General features: G+C 69.4%; 19 protein-coding genes. 8 read left to right on the top strand and 11 right to left on the bottom strand.

The features are described from left to right. The first annotated feature begins 208 nt into the window (after window positions 1-208). Window positions 209-1,078 (top strand): FKBP-type peptidyl-prolyl cis-trans isomerase, encoded by an 870-nt coding sequence (locus EAS64_RS29135; protein ID WP_145858260.1) that lies wholly within the window; start codon window positions 209-211, stop codon window positions 1,076-1,078. A 699-nt stretch (window positions 1,079-1,777) separates the two neighbouring features. Here the strand turns inward: EAS64_RS29135 and EAS64_RS29130 are convergent. From EAS64_RS29130 to EAS64_RS29120, 3 genes are all read right to left on the bottom strand, one after another. Then, on the bottom strand, window positions 1,778-2,413 hold the full coding sequence (locus EAS64_RS29130; protein ID WP_145858258.1) for a GNAT family N-acetyltransferase: 636 nt from the start codon (window positions 2,411-2,413) through the stop codon (window positions 1,778-1,780). A 125-nt stretch (window positions 2,414-2,538) separates the two neighbouring features. Further along, on the bottom strand, window positions 2,539-3,174 hold the full coding sequence (locus tag EAS64_RS29125; RefSeq protein WP_222849702.1) for a class I SAM-dependent methyltransferase: 636 nt from the start codon (window positions 3,172-3,174) through the stop codon (window positions 2,539-2,541). A gap of 50 nt (window positions 3,175-3,224) precedes the next feature. After that, entirely contained in the window at window positions 3,225-4,274 is a 1,050-nt protein-coding gene (locus EAS64_RS29120) for a Glu/Leu/Phe/Val dehydrogenase dimerization domain-containing protein (protein WP_145858254.1), read from the bottom strand. 264 nt (window positions 4,275-4,538) lie between these two features. Here EAS64_RS29120 and EAS64_RS29115 point away from each other — a divergent pair, with 264 nt between their 5' ends. Both EAS64_RS29115 and EAS64_RS29110 read left to right on the top strand, forming a co-directional pair. After that, entirely contained in the window at window positions 4,539-5,000 is a 462-nt protein-coding gene (locus EAS64_RS29115) for an Lrp/AsnC family transcriptional regulator (RefSeq protein ID WP_145858252.1), read from the top strand. 818 nt (window positions 5,001-5,818) lie between these two features. Then, window positions 5,819-6,289, top strand: coding sequence for an acyl-CoA thioesterase (locus tag EAS64_RS29110; protein ID WP_145858251.1), 471 nt, complete (start codon window positions 5,819-5,821; stop codon window positions 6,287-6,289). A 6-nt stretch (window positions 6,290-6,295) separates the two neighbouring features. On the opposite strand, the gene EAS64_RS29105 is transcribed toward EAS64_RS29110, so the two are convergent. The 5 genes from EAS64_RS29105 to EAS64_RS29085 form a co-directional block, all read right to left on the bottom strand. Continuing rightward, window positions 6,296-6,607: a MarR family transcriptional regulator gene (locus EAS64_RS29105; protein ID WP_187366260.1), complete on the bottom strand. Its 312-nt coding sequence runs from the start codon at window positions 6,605-6,607 to the stop codon at window positions 6,296-6,298. A 5-nt stretch (window positions 6,608-6,612) separates the two neighbouring features. Beyond that, complete coding sequence (locus EAS64_RS29100) at window positions 6,613-7,584, bottom strand: hypothetical protein (protein ID WP_145858249.1); 972 nt, start codon at window positions 7,582-7,584, stop codon at window positions 6,613-6,615. A gap of 308 nt (window positions 7,585-7,892) precedes the next feature. Beyond that, on the bottom strand, window positions 7,893-8,303 hold the full coding sequence (locus EAS64_RS29095; RefSeq protein WP_145858247.1) for a nuclear transport factor 2 family protein: 411 nt from the start codon (window positions 8,301-8,303) through the stop codon (window positions 7,893-7,895). Continuing rightward, window positions 8,300-8,917 carry a DUF2867 domain-containing protein gene (locus EAS64_RS29090; RefSeq protein WP_145858246.1) on the bottom strand — a complete coding sequence of 206 codons (618 nt, stop codon included), beginning with the start codon at window positions 8,915-8,917 and terminating at the stop codon, window positions 8,300-8,302. The genes EAS64_RS29095 and EAS64_RS29090 overlap by 4 nt, the downstream gene beginning before the upstream one ends. 74 nt (window positions 8,918-8,991) lie before the next feature. Beyond that, window positions 8,992-9,600, bottom strand: coding sequence for a DUF2867 domain-containing protein (locus EAS64_RS29085; protein ID WP_145858244.1), 609 nt, complete (start codon window positions 9,598-9,600; stop codon window positions 8,992-8,994). 73 nt (window positions 9,601-9,673) lie between these two features. Between EAS64_RS29085 and EAS64_RS29080 the strand changes: the two genes are divergently transcribed. Continuing rightward, window positions 9,674-10,237, top strand: a complete 564-nt coding sequence (locus EAS64_RS29080) for a TetR/AcrR family transcriptional regulator (protein ID WP_246115911.1) — start codon at window positions 9,674-9,676, stop codon at window positions 10,235-10,237. 695 nt (window positions 10,238-10,932) lie between these two features. On the opposite strand, the gene EAS64_RS45125 is transcribed toward EAS64_RS29080, so the two are convergent. After that, window positions 10,933-11,337: a phytanoyl-CoA dioxygenase family protein gene (locus tag EAS64_RS45125; RefSeq protein ID WP_222849701.1), complete on the bottom strand. Its 405-nt coding sequence runs from the start codon at window positions 11,335-11,337 to the stop codon at window positions 10,933-10,935. A gap of 185 nt (window positions 11,338-11,522) precedes the next feature. Here EAS64_RS45125 and EAS64_RS45120 point away from each other — a divergent pair, with 185 nt between their 5' ends. Beyond that, window positions 11,523-11,744 (top strand): hypothetical protein, encoded by a 222-nt coding sequence (locus tag EAS64_RS45120; RefSeq protein WP_222849700.1) that lies wholly within the window; start codon window positions 11,523-11,525, stop codon window positions 11,742-11,744. A gap of 271 nt (window positions 11,745-12,015) precedes the next feature. On the opposite strand, the gene EAS64_RS29070 is transcribed toward EAS64_RS45120, so the two are convergent. Together EAS64_RS29070 and EAS64_RS29065 are read right to left on the bottom strand one after the other, a co-directional pair. Next, window positions 12,016-14,397, bottom strand: coding sequence for an ABC transporter permease (locus tag EAS64_RS29070; protein WP_145858243.1), 2,382 nt, complete (start codon window positions 14,395-14,397; stop codon window positions 12,016-12,018). Beyond that, window positions 14,397-15,089, bottom strand: coding sequence for an ABC transporter ATP-binding protein (locus tag EAS64_RS29065; RefSeq protein WP_145858241.1), 693 nt, complete (start codon window positions 15,087-15,089; stop codon window positions 14,397-14,399). The genes EAS64_RS29070 and EAS64_RS29065 overlap by 1 nt, the downstream gene beginning before the upstream one ends. Before the next feature lie 160 nt (window positions 15,090-15,249). On the opposite strand from EAS64_RS29065, the gene EAS64_RS45115 reads away from it, so the two are divergent. From EAS64_RS45115 to EAS64_RS46905, 3 genes are all read left to right on the top strand, one after another. Further along, the gene (locus tag EAS64_RS45115; RefSeq protein ID WP_145858239.1) at window positions 15,250-16,599 is read left to right on the top strand and encodes a sensor histidine kinase; all 1,350 of its coding nucleotides are present in this window, start codon (window positions 15,250-15,252) and stop codon (window positions 16,597-16,599) included. Beyond that, the gene (locus EAS64_RS45110) at window positions 16,596-17,312 is read left to right on the top strand and encodes a response regulator (RefSeq protein ID WP_145858238.1); all 717 of its coding nucleotides are present in this window, start codon (window positions 16,596-16,598) and stop codon (window positions 17,310-17,312) included. The genes EAS64_RS45115 and EAS64_RS45110 overlap by 4 nt, the downstream gene beginning before the upstream one ends. A gap of 172 nt (window positions 17,313-17,484) precedes the next feature. Continuing rightward, on the top strand, window positions 17,485-17,892 hold the full coding sequence (locus EAS64_RS46905; protein WP_342782085.1) for an amidohydrolase family protein: 408 nt from the start codon (window positions 17,485-17,487) through the stop codon (window positions 17,890-17,892). Window positions 17,893-18,225: the final 333 nt, after the last annotated feature.

Below are 18,225 nucleotides of genomic sequence, written 5' to 3'. Positions count from 1 at the left end.
CAGTGACATCCGTTTTCGCAGGTCCGCATAGCGCTTGGCGCGGTTGACCTGAAAAGCGGAAGGTCGGCGGTTCGACCCCGCCCCTGACCACCTCTCACTTTCGCCTTGTCAGCTCTCTCACCTGCGCATATGGCAGGAAGAGAGAGTTCCTGATGACGATGGCCGCGCCCAATGGGTTCGGGGCTGCGAAGCGGCCTACTATGCCGCTATGGATACGGTGCTGTCTAATAGCGCGGTGACCGCGGCCGGGTCGTTCGGTACCGCGCCGGACGTGACGATCCCGGCACAGTGGGCCGCCCCGTCGCTGTACGTCAAGACGCTCATCCAGGGCGACGGCGCGACAATGACCGCCGCCGACGGCATGATCGGCAACTACGTCGCCTACGACTGGTCAGGCAAGACGCACAAGCTCATCGGCTGGTCCTACACCGCCGGCAAGCCGTCGCTGTTCACCGGGACGCTCCTGCCCGGCCTGGCGAAGGCACTGATCGGGCAGAAAGCCGGCAGCCGGATCCTGGTGGTCATGCCGCCCGCGGACGGCTTCGGCAGCGCCGGCAACTCCAAGGCGGGCGTCGGCGCGGCGGACACCCTCGTGTTCGTCGTCGACATGGAATCCGTGTTCAGCACTGCTGGCGTGCCGGGCACCCAGGTCTCCGACGGCGGCGGCTGGCTGCCCACGGTGACCGCCCCGGCGGCAAGCAGCAGCTCGGGCCCGGTCGTCACGATCCCCGCCGGCGCCACGGCACCGACGGCCTTCCAGGTCAAGACCCTGATCAAGGGCACAGGGCCAGCGGTGACCAAGGGCGAGAACCTCGCCGTCCAGTACACCGGGGTGAACTGGCGGACCGGCAAGGTCTTCGACTCCTCGTGGGCGCGCAACGCGCCGTTCACCGCGGTGATAGGGGAGGGCCAGGTCATCAAGGGCTGGGACCTCGGCCTCGTCGGCCAGACCGTCGGCAGCCGCGTGCTGCTCGTGATCCCGCCGGCCGACGGCTACGGCAAGACCGGCGCCTCCTCGGCGGGCATCAAGGGCACCGACACCCTCGTCTTCGTGGTCGACATCCTGGCCGCTGCCTAGGCCACCTTTTGCTGCCAGGTCTTTGACGTTAGTTCTGAGTTCTGGGGTTAGTGGCCTGGCGGGCATTGCCGTGACAGGTGGCGGCTGGTGATGCCGTCGGCGATGGCGGGTCAGGCCGCCACGGTGGGGACGCGTGCCCTTCCTGGGCGATGAGCACGGCCTGGATCGTGTCCAGGTTGACACTTGTCCCGGCGGCCGGCCGCCGCTCGTGATCGAGGCCGGGGAACGGCTCGAGACTCTGGCAGGCTGGGGCTTCTGCAGCCGTAGCGTCCTGGCTTGCCTCAGGCAGCGTTGGTGCGGGCGGCGATCCGGCGTAGGCGCTCGTCGTCGGCGCACCGATCCCGCCCGGCGCGCCGACGACTACAGGGCGAACGTTGACTGATGCGGCACTAGAAGCTGCATCGATTCCTCACGCTAGCAAGCGAGAATGCCATTGGCGCCCGCTAGAGAGATGGTCGTGAACGTGCGGCTTGAAGAAACCTTGCCGCGGTCCCGGGATTGTCCAGTCATCGATACTGTCAGTAATTGTGCTGCAATGCACGGTCCGGGCCAAGAGCGCCGAACGCCGAATCGGAACACGCTGTGGGGTGGTTGCCCGGACAACGCCGGCGCGCGCATATCGTCCGCGTCGGTATTCACGCGCGTCACCATGCCGCTCTCCTGCCGGAACCTCGGGATTTGGTCAAGCCTGCCGCACGCTCACTGCCGTGGGCCCGCCTCGATGCCCGTGCGAAGCCCTGCAACTCGGGCGGCTAGCGCGGACTTTACGGTCGGCCACTCGTCGGCGACCACTGAGAACATGGCCGAGTCCCGCAGCCTTCCTTCTTCTCCCGGGGCCCACGAGGCTGACCAGTTGCGCAGCACGCCCTCAAAGTGCGCGCCGAGCGCGCTGATCGCCCGCCGTGACCTCTCGTTGCGGGCATCGGTCTTGAGGTCGACGCGGACCACGCCGAGCGTCTCGAACGCGTAGGTGAGCAGCAGGAGCTTCGCCTCGGCGTTGATGCCCGTTCCCTGCGCGGACGCGGCCAGCCAGGTGAAGCCTATCTCGACCGCGCGCAGGCTGTCCCGGTCCGGCCACGTCCGCAAGTCCCAATAGGCGGTGCAGCCTACCGCTTTCCTGTCGGCCAGACTGACCTGCGCGAAGGGCGTCAGCCCTGACCGCCGCAACTGAACCGACACGTAGTCCCGCACCTCTGCGGCACGCGGGACCCAGGTGTACCCGTACGCGATGCGGTCCTCCTCCACGGCGGCCGTCAGGTCGGGCACGTGGCCCTCCGACAGCGGTTCAAGCCGCACCAGCGAGCCGGGCAGTAGGGGAACATCCAGTGACGCCATGCGAGTCCTCTCATCGTTCCTGGCATTGGCCGTGTTCTCATCCACGTTGAGACGCCCCCAGCTGGCAGGCAGACTGACCGTGAATGCGGCGGCTCCGCGACGATCCTGTGATCGGTTGGCAGAATTCACAACTGCTGGTTCCTTACGAGCAGGTAGGCGCGGCGTGTCTCAATCTCCTGTGGATAGTTCACGCGCTCTAGGCTCATCTCGACGGGCAAGCCCGCGCTCCCCAGAGCATCGGCGATCTCCGCCGACTGGAAGAAGCGGAAGTCGAGGTCGATGGCGTGGCCCTGCCATTCGGCCAGGTGCCTGACCTCCGATCCGACGTGAAACGCAATGAGGGCACGCCCGCCTGGCCGCAGCCCCCGGCGGATCTCGCCGAATGCCCGGTGCAGTTCACCGTGCTCCAGGTGGATGATCGAGTAAAAGGCGACGGCCGCCGCGAACTCGCCATCGTCCGCTGGTAGCTCGAGGAGGTCGCCCTCACGGAACTCCACCTGGGGATAGTCCCGGCGGCCGGCGGCGATCATGACAGGGGACAGGTCGATACCCACCGCGGCCACGCCGTGCTCAACTAGCCAGGCCGTCACGTGCCCGGGGCCACAGCCCAGGTCCGCGACCGGCGAGCCGTCTCCGGCCTGCTCAGCCAGGCAGCTCAGCAGGGCCCGGTCGAGCGGTTTGCCGGCCAGTTCATCGCGGAAGATGTCTGCGTAGGACCCGGCGATGGCGTCGTAGCTGCGGCGGACGGAGTGGTGCTGCACGATCGCTCCCTTGATGACGGAAGTCGGCTTGGCCGTAACGATGAGAATGCCTAGATCGCCGCGCTCCGGGTCTGCGCGAGTCGCTCGCGGACCCGTTGCCTGGCCACCGTCAGGGGCGGCTGCCCGTTCTTCGCGGCTTCGTCGAGGAGGGCGCCGAGGCGGTCACCGATGGCGGCGATGAGGCGGTGAACTTCGAGTTCGGGAAGATGGTCGACCTCGCGGGCGACGGACGCGACGATGCCGCCGGCGCTCACGACCGGGTCGGGCGCCCAGGTGATGCCGCGTGCATGCAGCAGGTCCGCCACAGACTCGTCTGCGAGCTGGTTGTTGGCCGGTCCGACGATGGCGCGGCAGCGGAGCGCCGGGACCGTCTGCGGGGTGAGGATGCCGCCTAGTCCCGCGGGCACCAGGATGTCGGCGTCGCTGGCCAGCAGTAGCGCCGGGTCTGCGATGCGGGCGTGCCAGCGGCCGGCGAGCCGCCGGCGGCCCGGGTCGGTGTCGGCCACTACAAGGGTGGCACCCTGGCTCGCCAGGGAGTCGGCGATGAGGATGCCGACGTGGCCGAGTCCCTGGATGGCGAAGGTGAGCCCGCTGGCCGGGCGGCCGTCGAAGAAGCGCATTCGGACGGCGTCGATGCAGGCGAGGGTCCCGGCGGCGGTGGGGGCCGATGAGTCGCCGCTGCCGCCCGCGTTGTGCGGGCGGCACAGGACGTGTCTGGTGCGCTGAGCGATGACGGCCATGTCATCCGGGCAGGTGCCGACGTCCGGGCCGGTGATGTACCTGCCGCCGAGCGAGTCGACGACCTCGCCGACGTCCGCGAGGAGGTCGCCGCGGCGGGTGCCGGCGTAATGCGCCGCCGTGCCTGGGGAGAGCGCGACGACGGTCTTCCCGCCGCCGTAGGGCAGGCCGGCGAGCGCGGCCTTGTCGGTCATGGCAGCCGACAGGCGCAGGGCATCGTCCAGCCCGTCGCGCCAGGAGGCGTACGGCTTGACGCGGCAGCCGCCGAGTGCCGGCCCGGCCCCGGTGGAGTGGAGGCTGATGATGACCGGCTGGCCGGTTCGCGTGCCGCGCTCGACCCGCAGTGCGTCCGGCGCGCTCACGCCGCCGCCCCGTGCGGGGCCAGGCGCTTGGTCGCAGCGCTAACCCGGATGCGCGCCCCGTAGATGGCCAGCCTCAGACATGACGCATTGGCCGAGCGGCTGCCAGCGACCTGGGCCAGATAGTCCTCAAGCACCAGCCTGGTGTCCAGTCGCACGTCTCCTCCTGAGGCATATGATCGGCCAATACGGGTGATGCTAGATAGTTCGCTGCCGGGAGAGCTCAGTACGCGAACATCATCCAAAAAGACCGCTGATGGAGTGGATGTGGACGAAGTAGATTCGGCGATCGTCCGGGAACTGCAGTCAAACGCGCGGCTGAGCAACCGGGAACTGGCCGCCCGGATCGGCATCGCCGCGTCCAGCTGCCATGTGCGGACACGGCTGCTGCGCGACCGCGGCGTGCTCGCCGGATTCCACGCCGAAGTCAGCCTCGCCAAGGTCGGCCTCACCGTACAGGCACTCATCGCGTTCCAGGTCCGCCCGCTCAGCCGGCAGGTCATCCAGGGCTTCCGGGCCTTCGCGCTCTCCCTCCCCCCAGTCCGCGCGGTCTACGTGCTGACTGGCAACGACGACTTCCTCATCCATGTCGCCGTGCCCGACCTGCCAGCGCTCCACGGCCTCCTGATGGATCACTTCAGCCAGCGCAAAGAGGTCATCGGCTTCCGCACCTCAGTCATCTACGACTACGCCAGCCAGCCCCTGCTCACGTTCCCGGCAACCGAATGAGCCGGCGGCCAAGCGAAGCGCGTAATGGCGGGCCGGCAGCTGTCGCCAAGTGCGATCACGGAGATCCTGAAGATCATCCGAGAGCGGCACGTTCTGCTGGGCACCTTGCCCGCCGACCCTGACAATTCGGCGGACACCACAGCCATACTCGCGCACCCGGAAACGCCCGCACCAAACGCGACAGCTCCCGCTTCGCAGGGTGCTTGAATGACGCATCGTCGAGCGGCTGCCCATTCTGAGCCATAGCAACCATTCCGGCGACGCAATGGAAGCAGTCATCGGACGGCGCAGCACCGAGCATATCGGCGGATCTCGTGCGCTCGTTCCTGAGGCCATCGGTTACGTAGCGTGGTAATTCCCCTCGTCGCCGATCTCCTAGCTGGACGACAACGGGTCGCTTTCGGTAACTGCTCCGGAGGCCGTCGCAGCGTCTGTACTCGCGAGCCGGTCTGCACCTGCGCTCGATTGCTCATGATCATCCGGAACGCCGACGAGGCATCATTGCTCACTGGCCACAACGCCGCAGGTCGGCGAGCCGCGATTGCTTATGATCGCTCGGATCCTACACGCACTGCAGGATCCGCGGATCCGTGAGCAATTCCGGATGATCTGATCATGAGCATCTGTGCCGGGGAGAGCGGCAGGAGAGTGTGACACGTGGTGCGGTTCGCGGGAACCGGAATTGGCGTTTGTGCTGACGGAAGTGCAGCGCTCGGCGGCGTCTGTGTGCTTGAGAATGTCATTGCCGTTGATAGAGATCCCGCCGCCTGGTGAGATAGCCGTCATCGCGGACGGGACTGTGTGCGAGGAGGTTGCAGGTGGGTGACGCCGCCGCTGAGCGCGGCCGCGACGGTGATCGGCAGGGCTTTTCGGTGCGCATCGCGCCCCGCTACTGCGACGCCCAGGGCATGGTGCATGCAAGCCGGTACTACGAGTTGTTTGAGGATGCCTTCCTGGCGTGGCTGGAGCATGCGTGCGGCGGTTACCTCGCGCTGCAGGCAACCGGCGGCGACCTTGTCATCGTCGAGAATGGCTGCACGTACCGGCATCCGGCTCGCCAGAATGACACGGTAACCATTGAGGTTGACCCTGTGTGGGCCAGCAGGAGCTCGTTCTGCGTGGCGTTCCGTGTACGCCGGGATCAAATCAAGCTCGCCGATGGGCGATCCACCTATGTGTTCGTCCGGAACGGAGCGTCCGCCCCGATCCCGGCGCTACTGGATCCAGCTCTGGCAGACGCCAAGGCGCAATCTTCTTGTCGGCCAAGACGGGAGGGTCAAGCTGGCTGACGGCGTTTATCGGGTTCGTGGTGAAGGAGCAGCTGCTTGAGCGCGGAGGCGATCGAGTCCTGCTGCTGTCCGCTGAGCGGTTCGAGGAATGCCTGGTTGGCGGCTGTCAGTTCCTGAAGCGCCTGCCCGGGCGACCTTGCTGCCTCGCGGGGGGAGACGGACGAGCACCCCGCGCCGGTCGGCCGGATCGGGCGCGCGGCGGATGAGCCCGGCTCGTTCGAGCCGGTCCAGCCGTGCGGTCATGGCCCCCGTGGTGATCAGGGAGGCCCGGGCCCTCTCGCTGGGCTTGCTGCCGTGCTGGTCACCGACCCGGCGCAACGTGTTCAGGACGTCGAAGTCCGCGATGGCCGTCCAGTCGGCTGGCCGCCACTGCGGTCCGGGTGCGGCGCGATGATGAACCTGAGTTGGCTCAATTTAGCCTTCTCGCCGGGGCGGTCGCGCTTCCCGGAGAATTGGCGTGGGGCTGCGGGTTGCCGGCTGGCGCGGGTCGCTGCCGCTCCGTGGCGGGGCGGTCTGGGCTGTTCTGGTCCTGCCGGGATGGCCGGGCTGGGAGCATGGGTGCGGGCTGCCCGTGACGCCGAGCGCACTTGCCGCTGATAGCCGGGTTGAAGCCCGTGAAATGGCCTCTCGGCCCCTGGGCGAGACGGCCCCGTGCCGATGGCCTGCACCGCGAGGCTGGCCGCGCCGCGGGCGGAGGCCGCGTTCCCCCCGCGCAGCCTCGTGGCGGCGATCACCGGCGCCGCGATCGGCGTGCTGATGACCGCGGCCAGCGCGTTCAGGCCCCGCACCAGCAGCGACTTCCCAGCGATCTTCGTGTGCCCGAACTTCGCGCCCTGCTTGGCGTGCCCGTAGACCCGCTTCTGCATCGAGTCGATGTCCACGAACGCGAGGGTCCGGGCGCCGGGCAGCAGCGGCGCCCGGCGTGCCAGTCCCGCGAGGAACCCCCGGCCGGGTTGCTCCAACTGGCTCACGTTTCCCCAGGTATAGGAGCGCAGGTGCGAGCCGAGAGTGGACGGGGCGCGGACCCCGCCGAACAAGATGCCCATCGCGCCGTGCCGCAGCACGTCCATGTCATCGATGCTGTCCGCGCCCGCCGCCATGCCCGCGACCAGGGCCGGCACCTTCAGGCGGGCGTTCACCCCGCAATCCCCGGCCGGGCGGACGTGCTCCGCGGCCAACTCGCCCAGGCCGGCGCGCTCCGCCAGGGCCATCACCGGAACCAGGCCTGCGTGCGACACGAGATGCGGGTCATCGAACGACGCGACGGTCGTCGCCAGGGCATGCAGCAATCTCACCTACGAGGTGTCCTCTCGAACCGGGTGATGGAAGCGTCAGATACTCCCATTCTCCCAGCTCATAGGGCACCTTTCACGTTAGCACGCCGGAATGCACCCCTATTTGACCGGTGGATCGAGGCTTAGATGCGCGGCCGCCAGAGCGACCAGTTCTGTTTCTGGGTTTTCATGCGTCGTGGGGGATGCTGATCAGGTCGCCACCTGGCAGCGTAGGGCTCAGACGGCTGGTTCGACCCGGTAGCGGCCGGCGAGCCGGCGCTCGGCGTGCTTGCGGCACTTCTCGGCGTCAGTCAGCTTCCGGACCTGGCTCAGACGGCCCAGATGGCGTCAAACGCGCGCTGGTCGAGCGGGAGCAGCCAGCACGCTGTGATGTGCTGATCGATGACGTCATACAAGCCCACAGTCGACCAGCGATGGTCGACGTTGCGGATCGTGGCGAAGCCGTCGGTGAGCGCGGCGATCCGGTCTCCGTCGCCAACGAGAACGTCTCGCCGTTTCATCTGGAATGTGCGATCGGCGAGGTCTCGTCGTTTTCGGAAGTAGCCGAGCACGTCCTCGAGTCCGCGGTAGGTCCCGGCAATGCGATTATCGCCAGGGACAGTCCAGGTGATGTCGGGAGCGAGGAGCTGTTGGAGGGCGGCGCCGGGGCCGCCCGCGTAGAACTCGTTCTGCGCCTTGTGCAGTCGGTCGAGAAGGCCGGTGGCGGTGTCCCGGTTCATGGCTGGCGCGGGGGCCGTTCCGGGCTGCTGGCCTGCGCGAGGAGGTCCCGCACGACCTGTTGATGCCGGGGTGCGATTCCGGCCCACAGTGCGCGTGCGATGGGGTTGTCCAGTTGCACGAAGGTGGCGAAGAGCAGCGTGTGCTGCTGGCGTTCGAAGAGCAGTTCGCCCGACAGCCCGAGGCGGCCGCTGGCGCCAAGGAGCGCGGCGTCCGGGGTGCTGCGCCGGGCCTCCCAGCCGAGCACAGACCGGTCAGGCTGAGTTGAACCGAGCCGCAGGCCGAGCGCAGACCACCCCCTCGCGAGCGCGTTTCGCGTGCGCAGCGGAGCGCCTTCAAGGATCGCCCGGGCCCATTGCTCGCCCGTGCGGTCCAGAGCCGGGCCGGTTTCGACGACGAAGGCGTCCTCGCAGTCGACTTGGGAGAGCGTGCTGAGCGCTCGCGCGGCCGGCGGCAGTGTGACCTGGCGCACCCTGCCCGGCGCCGTCACGTGCGGGTCGTCCGGATGGCTGTCTGTACCCGCGGTCACGTCGATCTCCTCCTTGACTGAAGTACCTGGCGCGGTGATCGGTAAATCGAGTGCGTCGCAGAAGGCGACGGCGGTGTCCCGGTTCATGGCCGGCGCCGGCGCCCCTGTTCGGTCCCGTGGCACCGGATCCCCGATCCGGGATTTCGAATAGACCATCTGAGCTACGCGCGCGCCGGTGCCGGATCGCCGGGGAGCGCCTGCCAGCCCCGCCCGATCTCCCGCAGCATCGGCGGGTACACGATCAAGTGCCGGAACGGCCTGATCGCGGCCATGTAGCCGGTCCCGAGCAGCCCGTTGGGCTTGACGAGGACGGCCATCTGGCCGCGGTAGCCGCCGGTCCCATCCGGAACCCAGCCGAGGTGCATGACCCCGTGAACGGTCCGGTTGACGATCTCCGCGGCCCACTCGTCGCCGGTCAGGTACAGCGAGGTGAAGGGGAGGGCAGCGAAGTCCGGGCCTGGCGGGGCCTCGCGCAGGTCCGCCGGCAACCGGTCGCGGAGCGCCGGCCGCCCCGGGCCGGGGCCGGCGTCCGGGCCGTCCCAGCCGAGCACCTCCCCGGCCTTCCACCGGATCGCCCAGAGCGTGCGGACGGCGCAGGAGGCGGAGGCGTGCGCCGGGTCGCCGCGCGAAGCCCACCACTGCACCAGCCGGGGGAAGTCGTCCGGGCCGCCCGGCGTTGGCAGGGCCCACACGTCCTCGAGCCGGAAGTCACCCGTGAGCTCGTGGATGCGCCAGGGCCGGGAGGTGTGCGCGGTGTCCGGAAGCCGCATGCGGGAACCTCCATTTATACGATACCGTATACATGAAAGGTAGCACCATCAACGGCGCTGTCAACTCCCGGGGGTGAATTCACAGCTCATGGCCGCCGTCACCCGGACGCCCCGCAGCAGGTGGATCGAGGAAGGCTTGCGGGCCCTTGCGGCCGGCGGCCCGGACGCCGTCCGGGTCGAGGCCCTGGCGCAGGAGCTCGGCGTGACCAAAGGCGGCTTCTACGGGCATTTCGCCGACCGGAACGCGCTGCTCGGCGAGATGCTCGACGCGTGGGAGAGAATGAGCACCGACGAGGTGCTCGAGCGGGTCGAGCGCCATGGCGGCGACGTCAGGGCCAAGCTGCGGCTGGCGGGCGCGCTCACCTTTGCCGGCGAGCTGCTGCCGATCGACCTCGCAATCCGCGACTGGGCCCGGCGCGACCAGGCGGTCGCCGAGCGCCTCCGGCGCGTCGACAACCGCCGCATGGACTACCTGCGCCTGCTGTTCGGCGCCCTCTGCCCCGACGAGGACCAGGTCGAGGCCCGCAGCATGCTCGCCTTCTCACTAGTGGTCGGCCACCACTTCATGGCCGCCGATCACGGCGCACGCAGCCACGCAGACGTGCTCGAACTCGCCGTGAGGTGGCTCTTGGCGTAGCAGCGCCGTGAGCAGTGCGCGCCCTGACCGTGCGTTGTCCCGCATCTTGCGTTGTCAGCGGAGCTCCGGCTCCACCCGGTGGCTCCCCTCCGTGTCACATAACGAAAACCCTCCGGGAACATTGCCGCCGGGAGGCCAGTGCCCCGCGATAAACAGCAGCTCGGTCGCGACTGCACCCGTCCGGCTGCCCCGCACAGAACATCCCGATCAGGAACGCCTGCAAAGCCATGCTGCATCTTGCCGCCGACGTACCGAACGGCGGTTATCTGAAGTCGCCCTGTCTACGCCGTGCCTGACCAGGGCGTCTGCGGTGGTGACATGTAACCGCACAGCGTTCCCGTAGTAGCCGCCTAGTTCTAAAAGCGGCACCGAAGAGGAGGTTTGCGCGGGCTCTGCGGCGAAGACACTGTTCAGATAATGCGTTCTCCGCCCAGGCAAAAGCACACAAAACACCCCCGGCGGTTACAGCGAAGACACCCGAATCCGGGCTGGAGATAACGGCGGTTATCGATCGCGGGCCGTTCTCATCGGGCATGAGCGGGCCTTCGGTGGGCATCGTCGCTGGACTAGCCGGGGGCCCGCCTGCCGTCATGGGCGAACCGCCCGCCGGCAATCACACATCCCGCCGATGGGGCCATGCTGGATGGGTAACTGGTCTTGAAGACGCATGGCCCGGAGGCCGGGCGAGGTTAACCTCAGGGCTTCAGCGGTGGATTCGCCGGATCAAGGAGCCCCCGCTCCTTCAGCCAGCCGTACAGCGGGGTGTCCTCCGGGTAGTGGCCCCATGCGTGATCCCCGCCAAGGTCCTCGGCGCCGCCTAGCAGCTGCTGCTGAACGGGGGTCAGGCGGCCGAGCCAGTCGCTGGCCCGGATCGGGGCGATGTCATCCCGGATGGCGGTCCACCGGTAGGTGTAGCCGAAGAACACCGCCTTGGGGGTGTGCCCGGAGTGGTTGCGTGACCGGGTGTGCCAGATCCGGCGGTCGAAGAACACCGCGTCGCCGGGCCCGGCGGTCACCTCGACGGCGCCGTCGGGGTCGGGCCATCGGATGTCGCGGCGCGGCGGGCCGCCGATCCAGTTGGTCAGGTGGCTGCCCGGCACCGACCTTCAGGTTGCCGCGGCCGGGCGCGGAGACATCCGACAGCCAGTACGCCAGCTTCACCGACAGCCGCGGCCGCGGGGTCGTCTCGAGTTCGCGGTTCTGCCGGCCGCCGTCTTGGTGCCAGTCGAACCGGAACGGCATGGGTACCTGGATCGGCGGATGGACATCGAGGTGGGAGTGGTAGATGTGGATGTTCCAGCCGAGGACCGACCACACATGGCCGAACGTGGCCGGGTGGTCGGTCAGGCAGGTGACTTCCGGGCAGTGGCTGACCGCGCTGAGCAGGTGCATCGAGCCGTCCGGGCCGAGTGAGCCCGCCTTGGCCATGGCGGCGTACACCCGGTCGATCGCCTCGCGGGCGGCGGCGGCCTCATCCGGGCCAAGCGCGCCCCGGATGATCAGGTAGCCGTCGCGGTCGAAGGCGGCCCGCTGCTCAGCCGTCATCGGAACGGCCGGCGTGGTGTTCCCCGCTGCGGTTGGCTTTTGTGTCATTGTCCTTTCCTGCCGGCAGTTGCCAGTGAGATGAGCAGTCGCTGCTCGCAGCGGCATCCGGCGGATGACGCTGTTCGCGGTTCCTGTGCTGTCAGATGCTCCAGAGCGCCGCAGTAGGGGACAGGCGGGACCTCGGGGTGGTTCAGGTCGGCGTCCGTCTGCGGTCGATGGTCGCTGCCTCGGCCTTACTCAGCGTGCAGCGCAGCCGCGGTGCGGGCTCGGGCGGCCCAGGCGGCCGGCAGTATCCCCCCGGCCGCGGCTATGACCAGGCCGGCCAGGGCCAGCACGGCGATTTCCCATGCCCGGTAGACAGCCAGATAGCTGGCTGGAATCCCGGTTCCCGCCGCGTGCGCCATGACTGGCAGCACGTACCGGTGCACCGCCATTCCGGCTGGGACTGCCAGGAGGCCCGCGACCAGGCCGGTCCCCGCGACCGAGCACACCACCGTGGCAATGGTCTGCCGCGGGGTCATCCCGAGCGCCTTGAAGATGCCCAGGTCGTGTACGCGTTCGCGGGTGTGCAGCACCACCGTGTTCAGGACGCCCAGCCCGGCCATGATGGCCAGCAGCAGGGTCAGGGTGCCGATCAGGCCGATCAGGACGAGGACGAACGGATCCCTGCTGTTGATGCTGGTGTTGATATAAGAGGCATGAGGACCGAGCGTGCGGCCCAGCGCCTGGACGTACGCATCTGGGGAGGTGCCGGGCCGCAGCGCGACGTTATACGTGTCGAAGGTGAGGCGCCGGTCCGCGGCGGCGAGCGTACGCCAGTCGGTGAGCATGACCAGCCCGCCGTTGTCGGTGTCGAAGACCTCACCCACGATCCGGGCCGTGACCTGCGCACCCCCGTCACTGAACGTGACGGTGTCGCCGACCGCCTTACCCGTGACGGTGAGGAAGTTGGTCGGCACGTCCACCTGCCCGGGACCGGTGTACCAGTGCCCGCTGATCATGTCGTAGCCGGTCCAGTCCGCGTTGCCGCGGAACACGGCCATTCGGACTTGCCCGGACAGCCCGGCGACGCTGACCTCCTGGTCGGCCTGCGCGGCGTAGTGCAGCGTTCCCGGCTGCGCCCGCAACGCCGCCTCGATGGCCGCCCGCTGCGCCGACGGTGACGGCTGCGATCCGCTCGGCGGATTGGCCGGGTTATTCCCGCCCGATCCCGCCAGGGTCACCTGAACGGGCTCGGTATTGGCGTGCGACAGGCCGTCGGCCACCATGGTCAGCGAGGAGCTCAGGCCGACGGCGAAGGTCACTGCGAGCGCGCCCAGTCCCACGGCGGCGAGCGTGCCAGCGGCGCGGGCCGGGCGGGCGAAAGGCGCCGCGAGGCCGATGGTCACCGGGCGGGGCAGCGACAGCCTGCTCAGCAGCCGGTGCGCGGCGTAACCGCGTCCGGCGGCGGGCGCCCGGCCGATAGCGATCGCCTGGACCGCGCTCAGCCGCCCGGCCCGCAGGGAGGGCAGCAGGGCCGCGATCCCGGCCAGGCAGCACATCGCGCACGGGACGAGCAGATCCACCCACACCGGGACCCCCAGCGCCCCGACCCCGTACACGATGGCGGTGCTACCGAGCAGCGGCACCGACAGCGCGTTCCCGAGCACAACTCCACCGAGACAGCCCGCTACGGCGGGCACGGTGACCAGCCCGGCGTAGGAGCCCACCACCTGGGCGGGGGTGAAGCCGATGCTCTTGAGGATGCCTATCCGGCGATAGCCGGCCACGACGGCGCCGCAGACGACGTTGATGACGATCAGCACCGACATGACCAGCCCGATGATCGCGAACGCGACCACGAACGGCGCGAACGGGGCGATCCCCGACGTCTCCTGCGCCTTGACCGCCAGGTAGGACTGCGTGCCGGTCAGCGCGCCTGAGGGCAGCGCGGCGCGGAGCCGGCCAACCTCGGTGCGCAGCGCCGCCGCGCTGCCCGCGCTGGCGAACCGGTACAGCATCTGCGCGGTCGCGGGCGCCCCCGGTGCGCGCAGCGCCGCGATCTGGCTGGGCACGACCCAGCCGTCGGCCGACTGATTGATCGAGTTGGCGTAGCCCACCACGGTCAGCCGCGGCGTGCCCGGCACCCCGCCGACGGTGAGCTGCGTGCCCAGCGGCACGGCGGGGCCGGAATCGGAGGACAGGACGAGCTCACCCGGTCGCCGCGCCCAGCGGCCCTGCTGGATGACGAGGTCATCGAGGGGCCCGCCCGGCCCGCCGCGACCCGCCACCGTCATCGGCTGGAGGGTGGCCGCGGGCTGGCCTGGCCCGCCAATCTGCGAGCTGATCGTCGCCTCGGGGTAGGGCCCGGCCGCGGCCGTGACCTCCGGCAGCCGCGCTGTCGCGGCGAGCTGCCCTGGCGTAGCCACCGCCCGGTCGACGGTGGCCACCACATCCGCGCCGTGCTGAGCGGCGAAGGCCTTGTCGAACGGGGTGTTGGAGTCGACAACAAGGCCGAGGGCCAGCACGCAGGCGCCGGTGGACACCAGCAGCACCAGGCCGATCACCAGCGTCTGGACCTTGCGGCGGGCCAGCCCGCCGCCGACCGCCCGGGCAACGGGCCCGGTGCCGGGCATCACAGCTGCGCCCCGGTGAGCGTGTCACTGGCGACCCGGCCGTCGATGAGCTGGACCGTCCGGCTGGCGTAGCGGGCGGCCAGGCCCGGGTTGTGCGTGACCAGGATCATGGTCTGTCCGCTCCGGTTGAGATCGAGCAGCAGCTCGCCGATCTGCTCGCCGGTCGCGGTGTCCAGCGCCCCGGTCGGCTCGTCGGCCAGCAGCAGGGCGGGCCGGTTTACCAGCGCCCGCGCGATCGCCACACGTTGCCGCTCCCCGCCGGACAGCCTGGCCGGGTAGGCGTCGCGGTGGCGTTCGATCCGCAGCGCCGCCAGCAGCTCGTCAAGCCTGGCCAGGGCGCGGGCCCGGCGGATTCCGGTGAGCTGCGCCGGCAGCAGCACGTTGTCGGCGACGGTGAGGTCGTCAAGCAGGTTGAAGAACTGGAAGATCATGCCGATGCGCTGCCGGCGGAACCGCGCCACCGCAGTCTCGCTGAGCGTGTCGATCCGCTGCCCGGCGACGGTGACCGTGCCGCTGGTCGGCCGGTCCAGGCCGGCGATCAGGTTCAGCAGCGTTGACTTGCCGCTGCCCGACGGGCCCATGACGGCCACCGCCTCGCCCGGGGCCACCTCCAGATGGATGCGGTCAACCGCGGGCTGGCCGCCGCTCTGATAGCGCTTAGTTACCCCGCTGAGGCTGATGAGAGAGTCCATGCGGGCACGGTAGGCGTGGCCTGCCGCCGTGCGCCTCGGCCGCGAGCGCGAATTCCGATACCGTAGCTGGCTGACTCGCGGCGGCCCTCATCATTGCGACGGAGTCAGCTAGCCCTTGCGGCTGATGCGATAGGGCCCGTTTCCCGGCGACAATGGATAGGTGAGCGTAGGCAGCTGGCCGCGCCGGGCAATGGCGTTCTTGGGCAGCACGGAGCCGCGAACCGCGCTGCCCGGGCAGGCGATCATCACCGACGCCTGCCTGGCGCTCGTAGCCGTCCTTGCGGCGCTGGCCGCGCTCGAGGCGGAGGCGACGCACCGGCCCGCCGCGCTCGCCGAGGTCGCCGCGGTGCTGACCACGGCGCCGCTAGCTGCGCGCAGGCTCGCGCCGCTCGCCGCCTTCTGGGCGATCCTGATTGGCGTCATGACGCTCGGCAACGACAATACGATCGTCAGTTTCGCCGCGATATTGGTCGCCGGCTACTGCGCGGTCGTCTACAGCCGGTACCGCGGCCTGGCGCTGGTCAGCCTGCCCCTGGTCGGGCTGATCATCACGGCGGCGTTCCAGGACACGACGCCGCCGCTGGGCCGGCTGTCCGCCCTCGCGATTCTCCTGGCGATCATGGGCTTCGGCAACGCGGTCCGGGTCTGGCGTGCCCGGGCGGGGGCCTCCGGCGCGCGGCTGCTGCGGGCACAGGCCGAGCATGAGGCCGCGACCCGGCGTGCGCTGGAGCTAGAGCGGGCGCGGATCGCCAGCGAGCTGCACGATGTGGTGACCCACAACGTCAGCGTGATGGTCGTGCAGGCCGGCGCCGCCCGGCAGGTGCTCGGCGCCGAACAGCACGAGGCCAGGTCGGCCCTGCTCGCCGTCGAGGCGAGCGGCCGGACGGCCATGGCCGAACTGCAGCACATGCTGGGCCTGCTTTCCGTGCCGGGCGAGCAGGAACCCGGATCCCTGGCTGACGGCCAGGCCCGCGGGCGGCTGCGGCCCCTGCCGGGGCTTGACCAGCTCACGACGCTGACCGACCGGATGGCGGCCGCCGGGCTCGATGTTGAGCTGCGCGTCCTTGGCGTGCCATGGAGCCTGTCGCCCGGCGCGGACCTGGCCGCCTACCGGGTGATTCAGGAGGCGCTCACCAATGTGCTCAAGCACGCAGGTACGGCGCGGACGGTGATCACGCTGGACTACCGGCCCAGCGGGCTGACAGTCCAGGTAACCGACGACGGACCGCCGTGCCGGCCGACCGGGCCGTCGGCCTCTTCGCAGCCAGCGGGCCGCCCGGCGAACATACCCGGCACCGGGCGCGGCCTGCTCGGCCTGCGGGAACGCGTCATCCTGCATGGCGGGGAGTTCGATGCCGGTCCACGGCCAGGCGGCGGCTGGCGCGTCATAGGCCGGTTCCCCGCGGAGGATCCGCCGCTGGCACTCACCGCGGCCAGCGGAATGCCCGAAACGGCACGAGCCGCGGCTGTGAGCGGGGCGGCCGGCTTGCCCCATCCGGGTCAGTCATGAACACCGCGGCCGACAACGTCGCAGAGCACTCCGAACCCCGCGTTCTGATCGCCGACGATCAGAACCTGGTCCGGACCGGCTTCCGCATGATTCTGCGCGAGGCCGGCATCCCGGTCGTCGCCGAGGCGGCCGACGGCGGCGAGGCCGTCGCGGCGGCGCTGCGGTACCGGCCCGACGTGGTCTTGATGGACATCCGGATGCCCGGGATGGACGGGCTGGAAGCCACCAGGCGTATCCTCGCGGCACAGCCAGGGAACGGCAGCCGGATCATCATGCTGACCACCTTCGACCTCGACCGCTACGTCTACGAGGCGCTGGCCGCGGGCGCCAGCGGGTTCATGCTCAAGCACGTCTCGCCCGAGTACCTCATCGCCACGGTGCGACTGGTCCGCTGCGGCGATGCCCTGCTCGCCCCGTCCATCACGCGCAGGCTGGTGGAGCGGTTCGCGTCCCACGCGTCCGTGCCGCCGCTGGTGCACGGCGACCTGGCGGGCCTGACACCCAGGGAACTTGAGGTACTGCGGCTTCTAGCCCGCGGCCTGAGCAACGCCGAACTCGCCGCGGAACTGACGCTGAGCGAGGCGACCGTCAAGACCCATGTGGCCAACATCCTCGCCAAGCTGCAGCTACGGGACCGGGTCCAGGCCGTCGTTCTGGCCTACCAGACCGGACTGGTGAGCCTACCCGGCAGTCCAGCCGTTGGCGGACAGTGAATCACCGGGACCGCACCACCAGGCCAAAACACCGACGAACCTCGCCTGAGGCAGGGGCAATTACAGAGCGTTAGAAGCGGTCTCGCCCACCGGACCATCGCGGCGCGCGCAAGCGTCGATCGCCTATGGCGTCTGGCGGCGCCTGCATGACAAGTTCCCAGAAGCGTCCGCTGTGGTGACCGGCATCCTGACAAGCACGTACGCCCGGTGCGGTGGGGAACATCGCGGACTTGGCGACTGCGAGCACGTAGCCGATCCGATGAGCTTGAAGCAAGGCCCGGCCGAGCGCTTCCTGCCGTTCTGGGAACGCGCCGGGGCACTCGGCGTGCCTGGCTACCTGCATCCGCGCGACCCCCTGCCCGGAAACCAGGGAATCTACGAGGGGCACCCGGAACTGTTCGGCGCCGTGTCGACCTTCACCGCCGAGACCGCCACCCACGCGCTGCGCCTGATGACCAGCGGCCTGTTCGACCGATTCCCCCGGCTCACCGTCATCCTCGGCCATCTGGGCGAGACCCTGCCGTTCAACATCGTCGGGCGGGCCCTACGGCATCGACGCGTCCGCTCATCTGCTCCTTGAGCGGGCGCTGTCGGCAGCACCGATCGACCTGATCTGTGACCGCTGTGCCCGGCTGTGCGGCGCCCAGGTCAGCGCACCGATCGGCGGATATTTTTCACTTCGCGTTAAGTAGCGTCGGTCACCGAGCGTGATCCTGGTCGGTGGCTTTACGTGCTTGCCGATGCCGATGGCCGTGCTGGCTGGGATGATGACGTGGTGGCTGCAGGCAGTGAGCGCGGGCGGATGGGGGAAATCCTGGTGGGGCCCAGGCACGACTTGTCCCCGGGCCCCACCACGCTTTGACGCTAGCTCCGAGTTGGCCGCCACCACTCCTGTTTCTATACGGCCTTACCA

The organism is Trebonia kvetii, assembly GCF_007827045.1.
Taxonomy (GTDB): Bacteria; Actinomycetota; Actinomycetes; order Streptosporangiales; family Streptosporangiaceae; genus Trebonia; species Trebonia kvetii.
This window is presented reverse-complemented; position numbering and strand designations above follow the sequence as displayed.

What these genes read in the sequence shown, in the direction of transcription:
- EAS64_RS29135 (WP_145858260.1), top strand. Translation starts at nt 209, where the DNA reads ATGGATACGGTGCTGTCTAATAGCGCGGTGACCGCGGCCGGGTCGTTC.
- EAS64_RS29130 (WP_145858258.1), bottom strand. Translation starts at nt 2,413, where the DNA reads ATGGCGTCACTGGATGTTCCCCTACTGCCCGGCTCGCTGGTGCGGCTT.
- EAS64_RS29095 (WP_145858247.1), bottom strand. Translation starts at nt 8,303, where the DNA reads ATGAACCGGGACACCGCCACCGGCCTTCTCGACCGACTGCACAAGGCG.
- EAS64_RS29090 (WP_145858246.1), bottom strand. Translation starts at nt 8,917, where the DNA reads ATGAACCGGGACACCGCCGTCGCCTTCTGCGACGCACTCGATTTACCG.
- EAS64_RS29085 (WP_145858244.1), bottom strand. Translation starts at nt 9,600, where the DNA reads ATGCGGCTTCCGGACACCGCGCACACCTCCCGGCCCTGGCGCATCCAC.
- EAS64_RS45120 (WP_222849700.1), top strand. Translation starts at nt 11,523, where the DNA reads ATGTGGATGTTCCAGCCGAGGACCGACCACACATGGCCGAACGTGGCC.
- EAS64_RS29070 (WP_145858243.1), bottom strand. Translation starts at nt 14,397, where the DNA reads ATGCCCGGCACCGGGCCCGTTGCCCGGGCGGTCGGCGGCGGGCTGGCC.
- EAS64_RS29065 (WP_145858241.1), bottom strand. Translation starts at nt 15,089, where the DNA reads ATGGACTCTCTCATCAGCCTCAGCGGGGTAACTAAGCGCTATCAGAGC.
- EAS64_RS45110 (WP_145858238.1), top strand. Translation starts at nt 16,596, where the DNA reads ATGAACACCGCGGCCGACAACGTCGCAGAGCACTCCGAACCCCGCGTT.